Raw genomic sequence first — 21,342 nt, 5'->3', positions numbered from 1 at the left:
CAAAAAAATGAAACGCTATTCTAGATTGTTTTTGGAATCTTTATTTAAGGCGACAAAACTAATGTCCCGCAACTAATTTGGAGTAGCCCATTCGGACAAATCAATAGCCCAATCGGACATTTTAAGTCGTTTTTTAGAAGCAAAATCTCTGTTTGTAAGTATATACATCAAGATGATGCAGTTTTAAAAAAATAAAAACTTCACACACCAAATTTTTTAAAAGTCAGATGAATTTCTTTAATTCGAACACCAAATAGTTCTTAAAACTTAAGTAGTAGTTTAATTCACTTCAGTATCGGGATGCAATTCCGAAGGAAGTTTTCCGTATTTTTTTTTGAAAGCAGCACTAAACTTGCTGTGACTTTCATAACCTACTTCCTGAGCAATGTATTTAATTTGCATGTTCGTGTTAAGAAGTAATTGCAATGCCAGTTCCATTTTTTTCTCAATATTGTATTGAAGAATGGACGTTCCGTAGACCGATTTGAAATCCATTTTTAATTTTGATGGAGACATGCTTAAATTTTGAGAAAGTACCTCTATGCCAATGAAGGGTTTGGATAAATTTATAGAGACTAAACGCTCACATCTTGATATTTTTTTATAATCTATAGCGCCTTTATTTAGATACTCTTCTTTACGTGAATCGATAAGTGCATTTTTAAAAAAACCCGATATTAAACTAAAAGTTTGCGCTTTTAAAAGTGTTTCATTAAAAATATCATCGTTAAATGTTTTAACTGTATGCAAAATTTCATGAGATAATCGCTCACCATCTGGCACTATATCCTGATAAGAGATAAAACCCTTGTCCGAATTCAAAAACTTTTTAAAAGGAACAGCATCATCCAGTCTTTCAAAAGGAACATTCTTTTTTATCCAATCCGGGCTGATATAATAAATATAAAATTGACACTTTGAACCTTTGTAAAAACAAGCACCTACATCAGTACCTGGTTTTTTGAACCCCCAAAATTTATTATGAAAAGGCATTTTATCAATAAAAACATTTTGAATCTTTACATCGCTCTCATAAACGGTAAATGTGATCGAATAATGTTCGCTTGGAATATCTTTGGCATAAGCCGATTTAATTACACTATCATGTTTAAATTGTATGTTCGTTATAGTAAGCCACAAACCCTCATCAATTTTTCGATAATGCATATCTCCTTTGATAAAAGGATTATTTCGATAAACAACTTGTTCTTGAACATGATGCTTGCTTCCTGGAGACTTTATAGTACTCTCAATAAACAATTCAGGTGTATTCGCTAAATAGGGAAACTCAAAAAAACCGTCTTGGTAATACTTAAAGTTAGGCTTAATAAATTGGTACCATTTTGATAAATTCATCTTTTTAATTTATAAATCCTGTGTAACTAAGCCTCCCATTACAGGCACCCTTAACTAATTGCCTCTTAGAGAGACAATATCAACCACAATAAACAGGAATAAATTCGTTGCAAATTAACTAAAAAAATTAAGCTGTAAAACTGTTTTTCAAAAGTATGACACCAGATAGGTCCTTTTCAATAAAAAAGAATTCTCAGTAGAGATAGAATCCTTGTATAAGCGAGAAATTAAATTTCATTTTGCCCTTACAAATTCAGTTATTCATTTTGAATCCTCATTACGCCAAACTAATTAAAAAATAAAAAGACTTCCTGATTACCACCAACCTTTCGGTAATAGAAATAGCTTATCAATTGGGTTTTGAATATCCCCAGTCTTTCAGTAAACCCTTCAAAAAGAAAACAAACCTGACATCATTGCAATTTAAAAATTCATTTAATTAATTCAAGTTGCTAGTTATAAAATATAAAAAGTAAGCATCAAAAGTGAGAAATTTGGTTTACGACAACTAAAGACTCACAGATATGATGCTTACAAAAGACAAAATTATTTCAATTTTTTGTTTAATCGATGATATTTTACAAGGAATTGAGCACAAAGAAGATGTTAGAAGACAAGTAAGTGACAGTGAAATAATAATAACAGCCATAGTTTCCTCGACAAGTTTCTATGGCAATCATTCTTCTGCAATTCAATTTATGAAGCAATACGGTTATATCCCTGATATGCTTGAGAAAAGCAGATTCAATAGGCGGCTTCATAAAATAGGTAAGCTTCTTTATGAATTATTTGAAATTATAAGTTCTTATTTTAAAGACTTTTGTTGCGAAATGCATTATATAATTGATTCTTTTCCAGTAGCGGTATGCCATAATATGAGAATTTCAAATTGCAAAATTCTTAAGGATAAAAAGTGGAGAGGTTACACAGCAAGTATGCGCAATTATTTTTACGGTGTCAAAGTACAATTAGTAACAACAAAATCAGGTATTCCAATAGCATTTCATTTTACACCAGGAAAAACAGCTGATGTAAAATCATTAGGAAGAATGATTGACAAATTACCTGCCGAAGCTTCAATATATGGCGATAGTGCTTATTTAGATTATAGTTTAGAAGATAAAGCTTTGGAACGAAAAGCAATTTTATTAAAAATTCAAAGAAAGTCGAATTCTAAAAGAATAGATACTTTGGAACAAAAAAAGGAAAAATTAAAAATGAGAAAAAGGGTAGAAACAACAATTAGCGATATCAAAAAACTTTTCCCAAGAACAATACACGCTGTGACACTCGATGGGTTTATTATAAAGCTTACACTCTTTGTATTCGCACTACAATTAAACAAATCAATTAACTAGCAACTTGAATTAATTAGTTTCCAAAATTACCTCATAGAAATCCTTACAAGCAAACGTATTTTAATCTTAAAACCTTAAATTTTCATAAAAATATATCTCTTGGATGTCGTAGTATTTAGACCTTTTATTGAGTCTAAATAGTGGCTAAAAAAACTACTTGAAAGTATCAAAAATCGACAAAAAGATATGTTTCAAAAAAAATAAAAAACCAACAATTATTACTATTTTCATACTATTTGTTACATATTTTTAAATAAATATTTATATTTTATACTGGTTTTAAGATAAATTTGCAAATTGTTAAAACAAAAAACAATCAGGCAAAATTGGAGCTGAAAAAGAAAAACAAAAGCAGACTTTATTTCATTTTTCTGCAAACATTGAACTTGCAAAAGCCAATTTGCAATTTGTATTTCAGTTTGGGTATCGTATATAATGAAATATTGAAATTGACGCCTTTGTATCTTTTTTTACTTTTGTTTTGCTAATATAATGAACAGGATAGCTGTGCTTATAGAAATTACAATTAAAAAAAAATAAAAAATGAGTAAGACATTATTTGACAAAGTATGGGATTCACACGTTGTGCGTAAAATTGAAGATGGACCAGATGTGTTTTTTATTGACCGTCATTTCATTCATGAAGTTACGAGTCCTGTTGCTTTTTTAGGATTAAAATCAAGAGGCGTTAACGTTTTATACCCGGAACGTACTTTTGCAACTGCAGACCACAATACACCAACTATAAACCAACATCTACCGGTAGCGGATGCTTTATCAGCTAACCAGCTGAAAGCCCTTGAAGACAATGCGAACGAATACGGAATTTCACACTGGGGATTAGGTCACCAAAAAAATGGAATTGTACACGTAGTAGGTCCTGAAAACGGAATTACTTTGCCAGGTGCTACTATTGTATGCGGGGATTCGCATACGTCTACTCACGGAGCCTTCGGAGCTATCGCTTTTGGTATCGGAACATCTGAGGTTGAGATGGTACTTTCTACGCAATGTATCATGCAGCCAAAACCAAAGAAAATGCGTATCAACGTAAATGGTAAATTAAGCAAAGGTGTTGGTCCAAAAGACGTTGCGCTTTATATTATTGCTAAATTGACTACTTCTGGAGGAACAGGATACTTTGCTGAATACGCTGGAAATGTTTTTGAAGAAATGTCTATGGAAGGCCGTATGACTGTGTGTAACCTTTCTATCGAAATGGGTGCTCGTGGAGGTATGATTGCTCCTGATCAAACTACTTTTGATTTCCTTGAAGGAAGATTATACGCCCCAAAAGGTGAAGCCTGGACTAAAGCAGTTGAATACTGGAAAACTTTAAAAACGGATGCTGATGCTGTGTTTGATGCTGAATTAAACATCAAAGCGGAAGATATTGAACCAATGATTACTTATGGTACTAACCCAGGAATGGGAATTGGTATCACAAAACATATCCCAAATGCAAAAGAAGTTGAAGGTGGTGAGGAAACTTACAAAAAATCTTTAGCTTATATGGGCTTCAATGAAGATGATGTAATGATCGGAAAACAAATCGATTACGTTTTCTTAGGAAGCTGTACAAACGGACGTATTGAAGATTTTAGAGCTTTCGCTGAAATTGTAAAAGGAAGAAAAAAAGCAGATAATGTTACAGCCTGGTTAGTTCCCGGATCTCACGTTGTTGAAGCACAAATTAAAGAAGAAGGAATTTTAGATATTTTGACAGAAGCTGGTTTCGTATTACGTCAGCCTGGATGTTCTGCTTGTTTAGCAATGAACGACGATAAAGTTCCGGCTGGAAAATATGCAGTAAGTACTTCAAACAGAAACTTTGAAGGTCGTCAGGGTCCTGGTTCAAGAACTTTATTGGCAAGTCCAATTATGGCTGCTGCGGCTGCTGTTACAGGGAAACTAACAGATCCAAGAGAGCTTTTTTAAAAGATTTATAAATGAAGATTAACGATTTTTGATTTCAGATTTCGTTAATACAATTAAAAAATCTTTTAAAATTCAATTTACATTTTATAAAAAAAAAATTAACGCCTACTATTTTACATTCGAATAAATCTAAAATCAGAAATCGTTAATCAAAAATCAAAAATCACAATGGCATACGATAAATTTAATATACTTACAAGCAGTGCAGTGCCGCTGCCAATTGAGAACGTAGATACAGATCAGATTATCCCGGCTCGTTTCTTAAAAGCTACAAAACGTGAAGGTTTTGGAGACAACCTTTTCAGAGACTGGAGATATAACGGAGACGATACTCCAAAAGCAGATTTCGTTTTAAACGATTCAACTTACAGCGGAAAAATTCTTGTTGGAGGAAAAAACTTCGGTTCAGGATCTTCAAGAGAGCATGCTGCATGGGCGGTTTACGATTACGGATTCCGTGCTGTAGTTTCTTCATTCTTTGCCGATATCTTCAAAGGAAACTGTTTGAATATTGGGGTTTTACCGGTACAAATCAGTCCTGAGTTTCTTGAAAATATTTTCAGCGCCATCGAAGCTGATCCAAAAACAGAATTGGAAATCAATCTTCCGGCTCAGACTATTACTTTATTGTCAACAGGTGAGCAGGAATCATTTGCAATCAACGGATACAAAAAGAACAATATGATCAATGGCTTTGATGATATTGATTATTTACAAAACATTAAGGAAGATATTAAAGCTTTCGCTGACAAGCTTCCTTACTAAACACAACCAACTCAAATGCAGTTACGTAAGTTTCAATTCTAAAGTTGGGCTTCGTAACTGCTTTTTACAATTTTACAAAATTCGATTCGATAATTATCAAATCGTACAAAAGTCATATCATATTTAGAATGGAAAAAAGAAAAATTGAAATAATGGATACAACACTCCGTGATGGTGAACAAACCTCTGGAGTATCTTTTTCTGCCGCAGAAAAACTGACCATTGCACAATTATTGTTGGAAGAATTAAATATTGATAGAATCGAAATTGCCTCGGCTCGTGTAAGTGAGGGCGAATTTCAAGGTGTAAAAGGCATTATGTCATGGGCTGAAGAAAAAGGCTATGCCAATCGTATCGAAGTATTAGCTTTTGTTGATGGAGGAGTTTCAATTGAATGGATGAAAAAAGCAGGTGCCAAAGTGCAAAATCTTTTGACTAAAGGCTCTTTAAATCATCTGACACATCAATTAAAAAAAACACCTGAACAGCATTTTGCCGAAATCGCACAGTCTATTGCTTTAGCAAATGAAAACGGAATTTCAACCAATGTTTATCTGGAAGACTGGAGTAACGGAATGCGAAATTCACCTGAATATGTTTTTCAATATTTAGATTTTTTAGTACAACAGCCTGTAAAAAGAATTTTACTTCCTGATACTTTGGGTGTATTGATTCCTACTCAAACTTTCGAATTCATTTCACAAATAACAGCAAAATATCCACAAATACATTTTGATTTTCACGCACATAACGATTACGATTTAAGTGTCGCCAATGTAATGGAAGCTATAAAAGCCGGAATTCACGGACTACACGTTACAGTAAACGGAATGGGAGAACGTGCAGGAAATGCTCCGCTTGAAAGTACTGTAGCCGTAATCAATGATTATCTACCAGAAGTTAGCATCAATATCAAAGAAACTTCTTTATACTCTGTAAGCAAATTGGTCGAAACGTTTACCGGATACAGAATCCCTGCCAACAAACCAATTGTAGGGGATAATGTTTTTACGCAAACTGCAGGAATTCACGCTGACGGAGATAACAAAAATAATCTGTACTTTAATGATCTTCTTCCTGAGCGTTTTGGAAGAAAAAGAAAATACGCTCTTGGAAAAACTTCAGGAAAAGCCAATATCGAAAAAAATCTTCAGGAACTGGGTCTACAATTAAATCAGGAAGATTTGAAATTGGTTACCCAGAGAATTATAGAATTGGGCGACAAAAAAGAAACTGTAACAAAAGAAGATCTTCCATACATTATTTCTGATGTTTTGGACAGCCACACTTACGAAGAAAAAATCAAAATCGAATCTTATATGCTGGTTCATTCTAAAGGAATGCGACCATCAACTACGCTATCCTTAAATCTTAATGGAGAAATAATTGAAGAAAATGCTCAGGGCGATGGTCAGTTTGATGCCTTCATGAATGCATTAACCAAAATTTACAAAAGCAAAAAATTGACACTCCCAAAATTGATTGATTATGCTGTGAGAATCCCACCCGGAAGTAGTTCTGACGCTTTATGCGAAACTATTATTACCTGGGTAAATAACGGAAAAGAATTCAAAACCCGCGGATTAGATTCGGATCAGACAGTTGCTGCCATTATTGCAACTCAAAAAATGCTGAATGTTATTACGCAGTAAACTGAAATAAAATAAATAATTGAAATAGTAAATAAACCCATAAATCAATAAAATGAAATTTAACATAGCCCTTTTAGCCGGAGACGGAATCGGACCAGAAGTAATTGATCAGGCAGTAAAAGTATCAGATGCTGTTGCACAAAAATTTGGACATGAAATTACATGGAAACCAGCTTTAACCGGTGCTGCTGCAATTGATGCAGTAGGTGAACCTTATCCGGATTCTACACACGAAGTTTGTAAAAATGCTGACGCAGTTCTTTTTGGAGCAATTGGCCATCCTAAATACGACAATGATCCTTCTGCACCTGTAAGACCGGAGCAAGGTTTGTTAAAAATGCGTAAAGCATTAGGTTTGTTTGCCAACGTAAGACCAACTTTTACATTCCCTTCTTTATTGGATAAATCTCCATTAAAAAGAGAAAGAATCGAAGGAACTGACTTGGTTTTCTTAAGAGAATTAACAGGTGGGATTTACTTTGGTGAAAAAGGAAGAAGAGACAACGGTGATACTGCTTTTGATAACTGCGTTTACACAAGAGCTGAAGTACAGCGTTTAGCTAAAAAAGGTTTCGAATTGGCAATGACTCGTTCTAAAAAATTGTGTTGTGTTGACAAAGCTAACGTTTTAGAAACTTCACGTCTATGGAGAGAAACAGTTCAGGCAATGGAAAAAGACTATCCGGAAGTTGAAGTAAGCTACGAATTTGTTGATGCAGTTGCGATGCGTTTGGTACAATGGCCAAACTCTTATGATGTATTGATTACTGAAAACCTATTCGGAGATATTTTAACAGATGAAGCTTCTGTAATTTCTGGCTCAATGGGATTAATGCCTTCTGCCTCTATGGGAGCCGAAGTATCTTTATTTGAACCTATTCACGGTTCTTATCCACAAGCCACAGGATTAAACATTGCTAACCCAATGGCTACTGTTTTATCTGCTGCTATGATGTTCGAAAACTTCGGATTAATGGAGGAAGGGAAAGCGATGAGAGATGCTGTAAACAAAGCTTTAGAAGCTGGAATAGTTACAGAAGATTTAGCTGATGGAGGAAAAGCATACGGTACCAAAGAAGTAGGTGACTGGTTAGCTGCCAACATCTAATACTTTACAATAAAGATATTAAGATATAGAAAGGCGTCAATTTTCATTGACGCCTTTTTTATTTATAGCTGAGATTAATTTTTATTTTAAATTACAAATTATGATTACTTTTATAAGAATAAATGATAATGAGATTATAGATACTAGATTCATTATCCAATATTTATACTAAAAATCAATTATGATAAAAATAAATTTAAAAATCCAGTTTCTACTTTTTGTTATATGCCTATTTTTTATTGGTTTAGGCATAAATAACATTTTAACAGATGGTTTTAAATCGGGTGTAAATCTTTTTTATCAAATTTCACCAATAATGCCTTTTGTCTTCTCCGCATTTATTTTTGGAAATAATATCTATTCTAAAAAAGCTTCACAAAAATAGTTTATGAACAAAAAAGGCGTCAATTTTCATTGACGCCTTTTATATATTTAGAAAAAAATATTAATATCCTCCTCTGTTACCACCACGGTCATTTCCACCACGGCTGTTTCCTCCACCATAACCTCCGCGTGAATCTCCACCACGGCTGTTATTATTGAAGCTTCTTCTTTCACCTTCAGGTTTTGGCTCAGATTTATTAACAACAATTGCACGTCCCTGAACAGTTGCACCGTTCAATTCATCAATTGCTTTTTGAGCTTCGCTGTCGTTTGGCATCTCAACAAAACCAAATCCTTTGCTTCTTCCAGTAAATTTATCAGTAATGATCTTAACTGAATCTACTGCTCCGTAAGCCTCGAAAGACTCTCTTAAATCTGCTTCCTCAATACTGAATGGAAGGCTTCCAACAAAAATGTTCATATGTACTTATTTATAATAATAAAACAAATGTAATCTTATTTTTTTGTAATCTACTATATATTAGCTTATTTATGTTTTTATTTTGATTTTATCACAATATATTGCTATAAAAATAATCAATTAATGAGAAACCGAAATTTTATTAAAATCCATATAGAAACCAATTCCATAGTTTTTTATATAAATTATGACATACTTCATTAAAATAATTTAAACCAAAAGGCACTATATTAGAATATAAATTTGAATTCTAAATATTCGAAAATCTGAAAATTCTACTCTTCTTATATTTAATGTCTTTTTGAACCTACAATTCAGAAAAAAATTATATCTTTGCGCCCTTAATTAACAGAGGTCGAGTACCTCAAAATTTAATCATACGATTATGTCAGTAAAAATTAGATTACAAAGACACGGTAAAAAAGGAAAACCTTTTTACTGGGTTGTAGCTGCAGATGCACGCTCAAAAAGAGATGGTAAATACTTAGAGAAAATTGGTACTTACAATCCAAACACTAACCCTGCAACTATCGATTTAAACCTGGATAGCGCTGTAAAATGGTTACACAATGGTGCACAACCAACTGATACTGCAAGAGCTATCCTTTCTTACAAAGGAGCTTTATTGAAACACCACCTTGATGGAGGTATTCGTAAAGGAGCTTTAACTCAGGAACAAGCTGACACAAAATTAGCTGCCTGGTTAGAAGCTAAAGCTGGAAAAGTTGATGCTAAAAAAGACGGTTTAACAAAAGCACAAGCTGATGTTAAAGCTAAAGCTTTAAAAGCAGAACAAGAAGTAAATGCTAAACGTTTAGCTGCTGCAGCTCAGGCTGAAGCTGATGCTATCGCTGCTGCATCTGCTGCTGAAGCGACAGAAGAAGCTGCTGAAGTAGAAGCTGCTGAAGAGAATAACGAAACAACTGAAGCATAATTTTATCTGGCGATAATGCGTAAAGAAGAATGTTTTTATTTAGGTAAAATCGCTAAAAAATTTAGTTTCAAAGGTGAGGTTCTGATCTATTTAGACACAGACGAACCTGAGTTATACGAAAATCTGGAATCAGTGTTTGTTGAGCACAACAAACACTTGGTTCCTTTTTTTATTGAAACAAGTTCTTTACACAAAAACGATTTTCTAAGGGTTCGTTTTGAAGATGTAAATACCGAAGAAGATGCAGATGCCTTAGTTGGAAATGCTGTCTATCTTCCTTTAACTATGCTGCCAAAACTTTCAGGCAACAAGTTTTACTTCCACGAAGTTATTGGTTTTGAAATCGAAGACCAGCGTTTAGGTGTTTTCGGAAAAATAACTTCTATTAATGATTCTTCTGCCCAGCCACTTTTTGAAGTTCTGAATGGTGAAGTTGAAATACTAGTTCCGATGATTGACCATTTCCTTGTAAAAATTGATCGTGACAATAAAAAAGTTATCATGGATCTGCCTGAAGGATTAGTAGAGATGTATCTTTAATTTAGATTTTTAGACTTCTTAGATTGTTGGATTTTTAGATTATTCATTTCTGAAAGGAAAATCAAAAATCAATAATTGTTAACCATCATCCTTAAATTATCATGTTCCAATTCAAGCAATTCTCTGTTCAGCAAGACAAAACTGCCATGAAAGTAGGTACCGATGGCGTTTTACTTGGCGCATGGGCTCCAATAAATCATAATCCATTTAGTGTTTTAGATATAGGTGCAGGAACCGGAATTATCGCATTGATGCTTGCTCAAAGAACGAATGCGGAACAAATTGATGCGCTGGAAATTGACGAAGAGGCGTACGAACAAGCGGTAGAAAATTTCGAAAACTCACCATGGGGAGATCGTCTTTTTTGTTTTCATGCCGGTTTAGACGAATTTATTGAAGAACCGGAAGATGAATACGATTTGATCGTTTCAAATCCGCCTTTTTATTCCGAAGATTATAAAACAGAAAACGAGCAACGCGACTTAGCCCGTTTTCAGGATGCAATGCCTTTTGAAGAATTAATTGAAGCTACCGATTTATTACTTTCAGAGAACGGAATATTTGCGCTGATTCTCCCATTCAAAGAAGAAGAAAAATTTATAGCTTTAGCAAAAGAAGCTGAATTATATCCAACCAAAATTACACGCGTTAAAGGCACCCCAACTTCAGAAATTAAACGCAGTTTATTGGCTTTCAGCCGAAATGAATCTCCACATATTGAAATCGATGAATTGATTATCGAAATTGACAGACATATTTATACTGCTGGGTATATTGAATTAACAAAAGAGTTTTATTTGAAAATGTAATCTTTTGAGATTATGGTTAAATAATTTAAATCCAGCCATTTTTAATTATATCTTCATTTTTTGCTTTAAGAATACAACAATATATAATGTTTTTGTTATATTTATATTTTTTAAATTTGTTCAGTAAAACTATTAAAAATGAAACCAGACCAATTTCAAGCACCCGATTATTACAATTTAGATGATCTATTGACAGAAGAACACAAACTGGTTCGCGAGTCGGCGCGTGCATGGGTAAAGCGTGAAGTTTCTCCCATCATAGAAGAATATGCCCAAAAAGCCGAATTCCCTAAACAAATTATAAAAGGACTTGGAGAAATTGGAGGATTTGGCCCTTACATTCCGGTTGAATATGGAGGAGCAGGCTTAGATCAAATTTCATATGGATTGATCATGCAGGAAATTGAACGTGGTGATTCAGGTGTGCGATCTACCTCATCTGTTCAGTCTTCATTAGTTATGTATCCAATCTGGAAATACGGAAATGAGGAACAGCGCATGAAATATTTACCAAAACTGGCCACCGGTGAATTCATGGGATGTTTTGGATTAACAGAACCCGACCACGGTTCTGACCCGGGAAGCATGATTACCAATTTTAAGAACATGGGTGATCATTATCTTTTAAATGGTGCCAAAATGTGGATTTCGAATGCTCCGTTTGCCGATATTGCTGTCGTTTGGGCGAAAAATGAAGAAGGAAGAATCCACGGATTAATCGTAGAACGCGGTATGGAAGGTTTTACAACACCTGAAACCCATAATAAATGGTCGCTTCGTGCATCATCTACAGGTGAGTTAATTTTTGACAACGTGAAAGTTCCTAAAGAAAATCTGTTACCAAATAAATCCGGATTAGGTGCACCGCTTGGCTGTTTAGATTCGGCACGATATGGGATTGCCTGGGGAGCAATTGGAGCAGCAATGGACTGTTACGACACGGCTTTGCGTTATGCCAAAGAAAGAATCCAGTTTGGAAAACCTATTGGAGGAACACAATTACAACAGAAAAAACTGGCAGAAATGATTACCGAAATCACAAAAGCACAATTATTAACCTGGCGTTTGGGTGTTTTGCGAAATGAAGGAAAAGCTACAACAGCCCAAATCTCAATGGCCAAACGAAATAATGTTGACATGGCGATTCATATTGCACGCGAAGCCAGACAAATGCTGGGCGGAATGGGAATTACAGGCGAATATTCGATCATGCGTCACATGATGAATCTCGAAAGTGTTATTACCTACGAAGGCACTCATGACATTCACTTATTGATAACCGGAATGGATGTAACCGGAATTTCAGCATTCAAATAAGACCTCTCTATTAAAATATATTGAAAATCAATGCAAAAAGCTTCTTCTAATCGGGAAGCTTTTTTATATTTACCGAAAATACCACGTCTATGAATATTGAAACCATCAACAATCGCATTCATCCTCAAAAGGAAATGCTTTTACAACATTCTTTGTACAATAAAATTCAAAGCATCGATGACTTACACCGTTTTTTAGAAAGTCATGTTTTTGCAGTTTGGGACTTTATGTCATTATTAAAGGCTTTACAGGCTAAACTTACCTGCACAACTACGCCGTGGTTTCCAACAAAAAATCCCGAAACCCGATATTTAATCAACGAAATTGTTCTTGCCGAAGAAACCGACCTGACTATTGATGGAAGGAGACAAAGTCATTACGAAATGTATTTTGAAGCTATGGAAGATTGTGGCGCTGATACTACTGCAATTAACAAATTTTTATCCGAAGTAAATTCGCTTCATAATATTTTTGTGGCCATCAAACAAAGTTCATTACATCCTGATGTAAAATCATTTTTAGATTTCACCTTCAGAGTTATTGAACAGGGAAAACCGCATGAAATTGCCGCTGCCTTTACTTTTGGACGAGAAGACCTAATTCCGGCTATGTTTACCCAAATCTTAAAGAACTTTCAAAAAAATCTTCCGGAAACCGATTTAAGTAAATTACTTTATTATTTTGAAAGACATATTGAATTGGATGCCGATGAACACGGACCAATGGCCATGCAAATGATTACGGATTTATGCGGAAATGATGCTGAAAAATGGTCTGATGTTGAAGAAATTTCAATTCTTGCCCTGGAAAAAAGAATCGGACTCTGGAATGCCATTGAAGAAGAAATTTCAATGAAAGCTGAAATGGTATAAAACCATAATTGCTTTTTTAACGTAACTATTTGTTTAGAAATGATGACCAATCTAATTTATTCAAATTATGAAACCACAGTTCAAACAAATAGTTATTGTTTTACTTTCTATATTTCTTTTGAGTTGCAGTACAGACGAATCAAATACTGAAACCGCTGTTACTCCCGTGCCAGTTACACCTCCACCATCAGTCCCAAATCCGGAAATTCCAAGCGGACCCATTGCTAAATCCATACATTATTTAGCCTTGGGAGACAGTTATACGATTGGTCAAAGCGTTTGCGAAACATGCCGATTTCCGGAACAGCTCAAAACGAGCTTAAAAATGTTTTATACACAAACCAATTTTTCATTAAAAGTAATTGCTACCACAGGCTGGACAACCACCAATTTAATTTCGGCCATAAACCAACAAAAACCCGAATCCAATTATGATTTGGTGACACTGTTAATTGGTGTTAACAACCAATATCAGGGAAAAGATTTCTCTTTGTATGAAAAAGAATTTCCGGAACTGGCAAACAAAGCCATTATGTTCGCAAAAGGCGATAAAAAAAACGTAATTGTAGTTTCGATTCCGGATTATGCTTACACTCCTTATGCAAAAAATTTAAGTGATAGCCAAAAGACAAAAATCTCCACAGAAATAAATCAGTACAATAATTTTGCTGAGAATTATTGCAAGGCAAATGAAATAGTTTTTGTTGGAATTACCGATATCACAAGACAAGGACTGAGCAATCCAAACTTGGTTACTTCAGATGGACTGCATCCTTCTGAATCTGCTTATGCTGCGTTTGTTGAGCGTCTTTTGCCCAAAGCCAAAATAGCATTGCAAAATTAGATATTTATTAAATTTTAGAAGCAAAAAATCTGTTTTCAATAAGACATTTAGTACCGCTATCCATTTTATCTTTTGTGGCGAACACCTCCACAAAAGGATATCATTCCTATCGGGGCTAGATTAGAGAATTTTCAATTTAAAGAACCCATTTTTTTACATTGGCGGAGGTGGAGGTGGAGCCGAAAGACGCCCTAAATCACCAAAGTCTAAAACTTTTTTTGTTGGGAGAAATTTTAATTTGGCATTTATTTGTTCTAATGAACCTATGAATATTTTGAGCTCTTTTGGAAATTTATTTCCATATAAAGAAATCTTTTTTCGCTTATCTCCTATAGAAATACCCAAAACATAAGCCTGACGATCATACAAATGCTCTTCTGTATAAATACTATCAAACTTTGTAAAATCTATTCCGTTAAATAATTTAATAAGTTTTTCTCTTTCTTCTGATTTAAGGATTGCATAAGCGTTTTCTATTGGATAAGGATCACTTTTATGAACATAAATCGTATCACTTTTTGCAAATTTTATTGAATTAATATGAAGTGAGTCTGCTGAAGTAAAAACAAAATTATCAAAAGGAAATGGCTTGGCTTCCTGATTATCAGAAGGCAATGATCTGACTTCTTGTTTTTTAGAACAGGAAATTAATATGAATAGAAAATTTAAAAGTATAATTTGTTTTTTCATAATATTAAAATATAAAATAATTCGTACCGATCATACAGCTTTCTTAGATTTCCAAATAAAACCATCGAGCAAATAATGTGTAAACTGAGGTACACTCAACAGAGGAACCAGCACAAACTGCCAGCCCGAGAAATCAAAATTACTGACGGAAATATTTTCATTCCACACAAAAAACTCCCAAAGAAATTCTTCTGAAAAAGCAATTACCAATAAAATCAGTCCATAAATAAATACGGCATTGTAATTTTTTAAAAAGCCAAGAACTCCTGAACCGTTATCAACTTTGCTTTCAACTTCTCTAAAATAAACCAACGCCATATACGGAATTCCGTGTGAGACTACATTAAGCAAAGTAAAAACAAGATCATCATTAAAATAGACAATTCCGAAATACCAGGACAAGGCTGTTCCCAAAATAATACTGTTTTTCGGAACGTTAAAAAAGCTATTTTTCACTGAAATAATTGCAGTACGAACCACATACAATAATAAAATGCCAATGTAAATCCAAAACAGGATTTCCAACAAGGCCTGATTCTTAAAATGAAAAAACTCATCTTTAACAAACCAGTTAAATTTTCTATTGGGAGATAGAAACCAAAACAACATCGGGTAAACGGTTGCCGCATAAATTGCCAGATTATCGGTTATAACTGAAACCTTTGTTTTTTCTTCATTACGGGCATACAACCGCATAAAACCATATTGCTGCCTAATGAAATGAAAGACGGCAACATACGCCAGAAAAGACCAAAAAACCAGACTTCCAAAAGAAAACAAAATCATGCTTATCACAAAACAAACAATCGGCAGGAGAATTAGCAGTTTCTTCTTTTTCTGAAATTCATCTGCAACAAAATACGTTTTAAACAAAGTCGCATAAACATGAGCTACATCGATAAAAACAATTAGAAAAAGCCAGGTATAAAAAGAATAATCATCTTCGATTTCAATTATATAATCCTGAAACATAAAAATGATCGCCAGTACAAAAAATGACGGTCCAATGATAAACAGTAAATCTGTTTTGGCTCTATGAATCCAGGGTTGCATCATTTAAAATTTGGTTTACAGCATTAATTCCCTGATGAAAAGCTTCTTCAAAAATGGAGATTCCGGACAGGTCGGTGTGAGCAAAATAAATTCGGTTTTCGATGTTTTTTGCGGCATTCTCTTTGGCCTTGCCAAAAATAAAATCAGGTACTGGCGAAATCATTCCATGCCCTAATATAAAAACTTCCATTTCTTCAATATATTCTTCGATATCCGGATGCGCAATTTTCAGATCGTCAAAAACGACCTGTTTCCAGTATTCTTTGTCTTTTTTGTAGATTTCTTTTCGGGTTTTCTTCAAATCACCTGATGAAAAGCTATAGTAATAGGTAATTACTTTTTTCTCATGAACCTGATTCAGCGTCTGATGTTGTGCATACACATAACCCAAACCTTTCGCGTCATAAATCACATTATCCCACGAAAGCAGAAAACTAAAATTGTCCGGCAAATCATTTACGGTTAAGGTCGCCAAAAGCCAGGGTGTATAATGAAATCCCTTTGTAAATTCTTTACGGTTTTTTATCAAATACTGATTGACAAACTGAGGTGTTGCCATAATAACTTTGTCTGCTATAATTTCAATCGAAACTTTTTTAGCATCATCAAATGCTTTGGCAACCACTTTATTATTTTCGACTTTTACCTCATAAACCAAATGGTTTTTCAGGGTTTTCTTCTCAGTATATTTTTTAAGATGACTGGCTAATCTGGCATTCCCTTCAGGCCATGTTAAAACGCTCTCATTTTTATCGGTAACCGAGTCCTGTTTTCTTCCGGCGAAATAATGAATCCCGGCCCAGGCAGAAACGAATTCTATTCCCAAACCAAAGTCATCTTTGCAGCAATAATCGATATAATTAAATAATGGTTTCGATTTGAAATTATGCTTTTCAAACCATTTCTGCATCGTTATTTTATCCAGATTTCGGGCATTTTCATCTTCCGAAGAAAGATAAATCGGAATATCAAATAAGTACTTTTGATCTACTCCTTTTACCACTCGAAACACATCCATTTCCTTAAAGAATCGTATAAACTCCTGATCATCTTCAAACGAATTTCCTTCTTTTGGAACCACGCCTTCCTGCCAGTTGTTTTTGTAAAACAATCTTTCGTCAGGCGCAAAAGTCAATTGCAGTTCATCGAAAACCGGAAGGCCTTTTTTATCATAACCTAAGATAATTTTTTCTTCTTCCAAAAACTGCAGCAATTCTTTATCATCAAAATTTGGAAGAGGCAAATAATGCGCTCCCAATGGATATTTTGAATATTTATTTTGACCGTTTGAGGAATTTCCGCCCAGATGATCTGCCATTTCAAGGAGCAAAAAATCTGAAATGTCTTTTTTGTGAAACTGGCGCGCAGCACTCAAACCCGAAATACCACCTCCAATTATTAAATACGGAATCTGAATTTGCGCTGTCGGCTTCGGAAAATCCTTAATCCATAACCGATGCCCCAAAAGATGGTTAGTCCCTGATAAACGAATCATCAGAATAGTTATTTTATCGGAACAAAACTGTAAAAACGGAATTAAAAGCAAAGAAGCACCAATTCCTTTTACGAAATTTCGCCTTCCTTTATTGCAATTTTCCCCATTCTTCATCAAAATAGCGTACTAAAATCTGGTTATCTAAACGATTGATTTCTATTTGGTTTGAAATCATATCGTTGGTAAAATAATTAAATCGGTCGAACTGATAATTATAGAATTTCAATCCGGAAACTTGTCTTTTTACATCATTAAAAGTAGTTCCAAAACCATTTATAGCAATAGTATAACCCCATTCTCCAAACGAAGGAACATAAGCATGATAAGCATCAACCTGAGGAAAAACCTGCATGACCGTTTTATTGATACACCAAAATGATTTTGGCGCAAAATAAGGTGACGTTGTCTGGATTACAATTGCTGCATCAGGCTGTAAAATAGCTTTTATTGTCTGGTAAAAATTCAGCGAATATAATTTACCTAAACTATAATTGGAAGGATCCGGAAAATCTATAATAACAACATCAAACCTCTCCTTACAGCTTTTCGCCCAAATGTAAGCATCGGTATTTATAACAGTAACTTTTTTATTATTTAAAGAATTTTGATTGAATCCTGTTAACACTTTGTTGGTTTTAAAAAGCTTCGTCATACCTTCATCCAAATCGACCAAAGTGACTTTTTGAACATCTTTATATTTCAGGATTTCACGAACAGCCAAACCATCTCCTCCGCCTAAAACCAGAACATTTTTTACGTTCCTGGCAATCGACATGGCCGGATGAACCAAAGCTTCATGATAACGATATTCATCAGCAGAACTAAACTGAAGATTATTGTTTAAATACAGTCTGTAGTCGCTTTTATTATGCGTTAAAACAATTCGCTGATATTGGGTTGAATTCGTGTAAATGATATTTTCTCCGTACAATTTTCCTTCAGAATAATCCAAAATTGAATCTGAAAAAATAAAAACTGTCAGCAAAATCAAAAACGAAAAAATGGCTTTTACCTTTAAAAAATAAGGCTTTTTTAATTCCTTTTTCAAAAGAAAACATAAAACAATGGCAATGCTCACATTGATCATTCCAAAGAATAATGAAGTTCCCATTATGCCTAATTTTGGCACTAAAACCAAAGGAAAAAGTATCGATGCCAATAAAGCTCCAATATAATCGAAGGTGAAAACATTTGAAACCAAATCTTTAAATTCGACTTTGTCTTTTAAAATATTCATTAAAAGCGGAATCTCTAATCCGACCAAAAAACCGGTTACAAAAACAAATAAATACAATATCAATTGAAAAGATGCGACACTTTCGAACAATAGAAACAAAACTACCGAACTCAATCCCCCGATCAGTCCCACTAATATTTCAATCTCAACAAAAGTATTGAGTAAATTTTTATGAAAAAACTTTGAAAAAAAAGAGCCAATACCCATTGAAAACAGGTAAACTCCAATAATAAATGAAAATTGTTTTACCGAATCGCCCAATAAATAACTCGCCAGTGTTCCTGCAACCAATTCGTAAATGAGTCCGCAGGTAGCGATTATAAATACGGCAAACAGTAAAAGAAATTCAAACCTGAGAAACTTTTTACCCATGAATTGCGGCACTAATAATCATTGAAAGCCCAATGATAAAAGCTGCCAGAACAATCGCTACAGCAACATTATTTTTTTCCACAACTTCTTTCCATGTGCTTTCAGGAGTCAGTTTTTCGATGATAAAATATCCGATCAATAAAATGACTATTCCTAAAAAAGAATAAATTATTGAATTAACTATTGGCTGTGCGTGTATAAATTCCATATTGTTAAATTTTATTTGTGATAAAAACGGTTATAGGATGTACGGCTTCCCGTTGACTTGTAAGTTTCAGTAGATTCGCAGTCGCAAATACGGTTTCCGGCAATTGCAAAATACAGATAGACTCCAAAACAAAAGAGTCCAATTGCTATTGCAGGTGAGTTATTGTATATAAAATCAGAAATTCTTTTCATATCTATTCTTCGTAACGGGAATAAGAACTGTCTGCCCATCGTTCTTTTTCGAAATTTAATTTAAAAAATCGGATAATGAAGTAAATAACAATCATGCCGATAACTACTAACCATACATTTCGGCTCGAAGGTTCGTTCCAGACTACATTTACCCGCATTTCGCTGTTATTGATATCCTCAGGAGCTTTCATTGGTGTTATCAAAAGATGGTATTTTCCGGCTTTTACCCCGCAAATATTAAACTCCTCAGAACTGCTTCCTTCTGCCCATCTTTCTCCATCAGAAAATCCATGATAATATTCTATGTCTTTATTGGCATAAATTTCATCATTTGTATCCTCATTCACTAATGCAACATTCAGGTTTGCCCATGAATTATCAACACTTGTTGAAACCTTGATCGTTAACGGAGCCGAACCTCCTTTTAAAACAAAAGCATCACTTGTAACCTCTTTATTGTCGAATTCGCTAAATTTTATTGTTTTAGAAAAAACATTCTGTTCAAACTGATCTTTATAAATATACCAGTTTGCGGTTATAATCAGCAAAGCAAAAAGGCAGAAAATAATACCCGTATTTCTAAGATCAAAACGGTATGGCTGAATCATACTGACTCCTGACTGATATGGCAATGTTATTCCCGGAAAAGCTTTCTTCATTTCGCTCTTTCTGACATATTCTCCATGGAAAGCCGTTTGAACATTCTTCATTCTTTCCACCGAAACAATGTATGGCGGATTTATAAATTCAGTAAGATGTGTTAATCTGTTAACCGGGATCTCAAAATCAAAAAATCCCTGTGCGTTAACTATTTCAGCATCCGAATGTTCAAATAAATCATAATCGTTACCCTCATACTTCAGAATTTTAGTCCCTTTTTTTAAATCGTCAATCTTTTCCATTTCGGTAAGCATCATCCAATGCCCGTTTGAAAGCGACAGATAAAGAAACTCTTTGGCTTGATTTTGCAGAATAAACTCTGTCCATCTGTAATCAGGATGCACTTTTTTCCTCAAAATACCAGTCACTTTATATTGGCTTCCTTTTAAAAAACCAGTATCGCCAATGGACAGCGGAATAACTTCTGGTTCAGCTTTATATTGTGACTTTCTGCGAAATTTTCCCTCATCGTCGGCTACATACAAGCTTAGACAATTAGGACAGACAAAATTAAGTACTTCAAAACCAACCTCTAATTCGGTTTCAGTATTACAATCGTAACAAGGAATTTTCATGTTTTATCGGTTAATTTCAAAATCCTTAATAATTTTCGCTTCAAAATAGGAGATATAATCTGCCACTACACTACGCACCTTATGCGAGTTATCCTGAAGATAATTGCACAAATAAACATCCAAAGTCAACTGATTGTATTCTGGCCAGGTGTGTATACAAATATGAGATTCTTTTAAGCAAACGGAAATGGTAAAACTATCGTTATCAAAATCATGAACCACCATACCCACCTTTTCTAATTCGTATTTCTCTAAAATGGAATTGGTTACAGCAACAAAACCCTGACTATCAGTTAGTGCTAAAATTTTATCGACATGAAGGGTAACCAGTTTATGAAGACCTGGCGAATAAGGAGGTAAATCCATTAAAGTTATATATTGACAACGGCGCCAAATATATAATAATTTATTTAATAAAATTATGTAAAAAAGAATCACGAACAAAACTATTTACCCTTGTAATTGTTTTTCAAGAAGCAGAAATCTGTTTTCAAAACACCTTTAGTCCCGCTATCCATTTTATCTTTTATGGCGAACCCCACCACAAAAGGATATCATTTCTA

At 34.2% G+C, this 21,342-nt stretch carries 21 protein-coding genes and 1 pseudogene; 12 read left to right on the top strand and 10 right to left on the bottom strand.

Annotated elements, in window-relative coordinates; translation table 11 throughout:
- Positions 1-279 precede the first annotated feature (279 nt).
- A complete protein-coding gene (locus BXU10_RS24975) occupies positions 280-1,356 on the bottom strand; it encodes an AraC family transcriptional regulator (protein ID WP_189328072.1) in 1,077 nt (358 codons plus the stop codon).
- Positions 1,357-1,658: 302 nt separating this feature from the next.
- Between BXU10_RS24975 and BXU10_RS08620 the strand changes: the two are divergent.
- From BXU10_RS08620 to leuB, 6 genes and pseudogenes are all read left to right on the top strand, one after another.
- A pseudogene (locus BXU10_RS08620) lies at positions 1,659-1,799 on the top strand (helix-turn-helix domain-containing protein); the annotation flags it as partial.
- Between the two features lie 81 nt (positions 1,800-1,880).
- Positions 1,881-2,714 (top strand): IS982 family transposase, encoded by an 834-nt coding sequence (locus tag BXU10_RS08615; protein WP_223255411.1) that lies wholly within the window; start codon positions 1,881-1,883, stop codon positions 2,712-2,714.
- Positions 2,715-3,257: 543 nt separating this feature from the next.
- On the top strand, positions 3,258-4,652 hold the full coding sequence (gene leuC, locus BXU10_RS08605; protein ID WP_031454133.1) for a 3-isopropylmalate dehydratase large subunit: 1,395 nt from the start codon (positions 3,258-3,260) through the stop codon (positions 4,650-4,652).
- A gap of 168 nt (positions 4,653-4,820) precedes the next feature.
- A complete protein-coding gene (leuD, locus tag BXU10_RS08600) occupies positions 4,821-5,417 on the top strand; it encodes a 3-isopropylmalate dehydratase small subunit (RefSeq protein WP_078226988.1) in 597 nt (198 codons plus the stop codon).
- A 128-nt stretch (positions 5,418-5,545) separates the two neighbouring features.
- Positions 5,546-7,069 carry an alpha-isopropylmalate synthase regulatory domain-containing protein gene (locus tag BXU10_RS08595; protein WP_078226987.1) on the top strand — a complete coding sequence of 508 codons (1,524 nt, stop codon included), beginning with the start codon at positions 5,546-5,548 and terminating at the stop codon, positions 7,067-7,069.
- Between the two features lie 52 nt (positions 7,070-7,121).
- A complete protein-coding gene (gene leuB, locus BXU10_RS08590; RefSeq protein ID WP_031454130.1) occupies positions 7,122-8,177 on the top strand; it encodes a 3-isopropylmalate dehydrogenase in 1,056 nt (351 codons plus the stop codon).
- Between the two features lie 445 nt (positions 8,178-8,622).
- Here the strand turns inward: leuB and BXU10_RS08580 are convergent, their stop codons facing one another.
- Complete coding sequence (locus tag BXU10_RS08580) at positions 8,623-8,982, bottom strand: RNA-binding protein (RefSeq protein WP_031454128.1); 360 nt, start codon at positions 8,980-8,982, stop codon at positions 8,623-8,625.
- A gap of 385 nt (positions 8,983-9,367) precedes the next feature.
- Here BXU10_RS08580 and BXU10_RS08575 point away from each other — a divergent pair, with 385 nt between their 5' ends.
- The 6 genes from BXU10_RS08575 to BXU10_RS08550 all read left to right on the top strand — a co-directional run bounded on the left by BXU10_RS08575 (position 9,368) and on the right by BXU10_RS08550 (position 14,298).
- Complete coding sequence (locus BXU10_RS08575; RefSeq protein ID WP_078226985.1) at positions 9,368-9,916, top strand: 30S ribosomal protein S16; 549 nt, start codon at positions 9,368-9,370, stop codon at positions 9,914-9,916.
- A gap of 15 nt (positions 9,917-9,931) precedes the next feature.
- Positions 9,932-10,456, top strand: coding sequence for a ribosome maturation factor RimM (gene rimM, locus BXU10_RS08570; RefSeq protein WP_078226984.1), 525 nt, complete (start codon positions 9,932-9,934; stop codon positions 10,454-10,456).
- A 101-nt stretch (positions 10,457-10,557) separates the two neighbouring features.
- Entirely contained in the window at positions 10,558-11,265 is a 708-nt protein-coding gene (locus tag BXU10_RS08565; protein WP_078226983.1) for a tRNA1(Val) (adenine(37)-N6)-methyltransferase, read from the top strand.
- A 138-nt stretch (positions 11,266-11,403) separates the two neighbouring features.
- Complete coding sequence (locus BXU10_RS08560; RefSeq protein WP_078226982.1) at positions 11,404-12,582, top strand: acyl-CoA dehydrogenase family protein; 1,179 nt, start codon at positions 11,404-11,406, stop codon at positions 12,580-12,582.
- A gap of 89 nt (positions 12,583-12,671) precedes the next feature.
- Positions 12,672-13,454, top strand: a complete 783-nt coding sequence (locus BXU10_RS08555) for a DUF3050 domain-containing protein (protein WP_078226981.1) — start codon at positions 12,672-12,674, stop codon at positions 13,452-13,454.
- Between the two features lie 67 nt (positions 13,455-13,521).
- Positions 13,522-14,298, top strand: a complete 777-nt coding sequence (locus tag BXU10_RS08550; protein WP_078226980.1) for an SGNH/GDSL hydrolase family protein — start codon at positions 13,522-13,524, stop codon at positions 14,296-14,298.
- Positions 14,299-14,451: 153 nt separating this feature from the next.
- On the opposite strand, the gene BXU10_RS08545 is transcribed toward BXU10_RS08550, so the two are convergent.
- From BXU10_RS08545 to BXU10_RS08510, 8 genes are read right to left on the bottom strand one after another with little or no spacing between them, the layout of a single operon-like run.
- Positions 14,452-14,988: a hypothetical protein gene (locus tag BXU10_RS08545; RefSeq protein ID WP_078226979.1), complete on the bottom strand. Its 537-nt coding sequence runs from the start codon at positions 14,986-14,988 to the stop codon at positions 14,452-14,454.
- Positions 14,989-15,018: 30 nt separating this feature from the next.
- Positions 15,019-16,044 carry a hypothetical protein gene (locus tag BXU10_RS08540; protein ID WP_078226978.1) on the bottom strand — a complete coding sequence of 342 codons (1,026 nt, stop codon included), beginning with the start codon at positions 16,042-16,044 and terminating at the stop codon, positions 15,019-15,021.
- Positions 16,022-17,650 carry an NAD(P)/FAD-dependent oxidoreductase gene (locus tag BXU10_RS08535; protein ID WP_078226977.1) on the bottom strand — a complete coding sequence of 543 codons (1,629 nt, stop codon included), beginning with the start codon at positions 17,648-17,650 and terminating at the stop codon, positions 16,022-16,024. The genes BXU10_RS08540 and BXU10_RS08535 overlap by 23 nt, the downstream gene beginning before the upstream one ends.
- Entirely contained in the window at positions 17,625-19,145 is a 1,521-nt protein-coding gene (locus BXU10_RS08530; protein WP_078226976.1) for a polyamine aminopropyltransferase, read from the bottom strand. The genes BXU10_RS08535 and BXU10_RS08530 overlap by 26 nt, the downstream gene beginning before the upstream one ends.
- Positions 19,138-19,353, bottom strand: coding sequence for a DUF350 domain-containing protein (locus tag BXU10_RS08525; RefSeq protein ID WP_078226975.1), 216 nt, complete (start codon positions 19,351-19,353; stop codon positions 19,138-19,140). The genes BXU10_RS08530 and BXU10_RS08525 overlap by 8 nt, the downstream gene beginning before the upstream one ends.
- An 11-nt stretch (positions 19,354-19,364) precedes the next feature.
- A complete protein-coding gene (locus BXU10_RS08520; protein ID WP_078226974.1) occupies positions 19,365-19,544 on the bottom strand; it encodes a hypothetical protein in 180 nt (59 codons plus the stop codon).
- A gap of 2 nt (positions 19,545-19,546) precedes the next feature.
- The gene (locus BXU10_RS08515; protein WP_078226973.1) at positions 19,547-20,779 is read right to left on the bottom strand and encodes a DUF4178 domain-containing protein; all 1,233 of its coding nucleotides are present in this window, start codon (positions 20,777-20,779) and stop codon (positions 19,547-19,549) included.
- A 3-nt stretch (positions 20,780-20,782) separates the two neighbouring features.
- Positions 20,783-21,145 (bottom strand): S-adenosylmethionine decarboxylase family protein, encoded by a 363-nt coding sequence (locus BXU10_RS08510; RefSeq protein ID WP_078226972.1) that lies wholly within the window; start codon positions 21,143-21,145, stop codon positions 20,783-20,785.
- Between the last annotated feature and the right edge of the window lie 197 nt (positions 21,146-21,342).

Source organism: Flavobacterium sp. LM4, from assembly GCF_002017935.1.
Lineage (GTDB): Bacteria > Bacteroidota > Bacteroidia > Flavobacteriales > Flavobacteriaceae > Flavobacterium > Flavobacterium chungangense.
This window is presented reverse-complemented; position numbering and strand designations above follow the sequence as displayed.

Coding starts and splice junctions, on each gene's coding strand:
- BXU10_RS24975 (WP_189328072.1), bottom strand. CDS start 1,356: ATGAATTTATCAAAATGGTACCAATTTATTAAGCCTAACTTTAAGTAT.
- BXU10_RS08615 (WP_223255411.1), top strand. CDS start 1,881: ATGATGCTTACAAAAGACAAAATTATTTCAATTTTTTGTTTAATCGAT.
- leuC (WP_031454133.1), top strand. CDS start 3,258: ATGAGTAAGACATTATTTGACAAAGTATGGGATTCACACGTTGTGCGT.
- leuD (WP_078226988.1), top strand. CDS start 4,821: ATGGCATACGATAAATTTAATATACTTACAAGCAGTGCAGTGCCGCTG.
- BXU10_RS08595 (WP_078226987.1), top strand. CDS start 5,546: ATGGAAAAAAGAAAAATTGAAATAATGGATACAACACTCCGTGATGGT.
- leuB (WP_031454130.1), top strand. CDS start 7,122: ATGAAATTTAACATAGCCCTTTTAGCCGGAGACGGAATCGGACCAGAA.
- BXU10_RS08580 (WP_031454128.1), bottom strand. CDS start 8,982: ATGAACATTTTTGTTGGAAGCCTTCCATTCAGTATTGAGGAAGCAGAT.
- BXU10_RS08575 (WP_078226985.1), top strand. CDS start 9,368: ATGTCAGTAAAAATTAGATTACAAAGACACGGTAAAAAAGGAAAACCT.
- rimM (WP_078226984.1), top strand. CDS start 9,932: ATGCGTAAAGAAGAATGTTTTTATTTAGGTAAAATCGCTAAAAAATTT.
- BXU10_RS08565 (WP_078226983.1), top strand. CDS start 10,558: ATGTTCCAATTCAAGCAATTCTCTGTTCAGCAAGACAAAACTGCCATG.
- BXU10_RS08560 (WP_078226982.1), top strand. CDS start 11,404: ATGAAACCAGACCAATTTCAAGCACCCGATTATTACAATTTAGATGAT.
- BXU10_RS08555 (WP_078226981.1), top strand. CDS start 12,672: ATGAATATTGAAACCATCAACAATCGCATTCATCCTCAAAAGGAAATG.
- BXU10_RS08550 (WP_078226980.1), top strand. CDS start 13,522: ATGAAACCACAGTTCAAACAAATAGTTATTGTTTTACTTTCTATATTT.
- BXU10_RS08545 (WP_078226979.1), bottom strand. CDS start 14,988: ATGAAAAAACAAATTATACTTTTAAATTTTCTATTCATATTAATTTCC.
- BXU10_RS08540 (WP_078226978.1), bottom strand. CDS start 16,044: ATGATGCAACCCTGGATTCATAGAGCCAAAACAGATTTACTGTTTATC.
- BXU10_RS08535 (WP_078226977.1), bottom strand. CDS start 17,650: ATGAAGAATGGGGAAAATTGCAATAAAGGAAGGCGAAATTTCGTAAAA.
- BXU10_RS08530 (WP_078226976.1), bottom strand. CDS start 19,145: ATGGGTAAAAAGTTTCTCAGGTTTGAATTTCTTTTACTGTTTGCCGTA.
- BXU10_RS08525 (WP_078226975.1), bottom strand. CDS start 19,353: ATGGAATTTATACACGCACAGCCAATAGTTAATTCAATAATTTATTCT.
- BXU10_RS08520 (WP_078226974.1), bottom strand. CDS start 19,544: ATGAAAAGAATTTCTGATTTTATATACAATAACTCACCTGCAATAGCA.
- BXU10_RS08515 (WP_078226973.1), bottom strand. CDS start 20,779: ATGAAAATTCCTTGTTACGATTGTAATACTGAAACCGAATTAGAGGTT.
- BXU10_RS08510 (WP_078226972.1), bottom strand. CDS start 21,145: ATGGATTTACCTCCTTATTCGCCAGGTCTTCATAAACTGGTTACCCTT.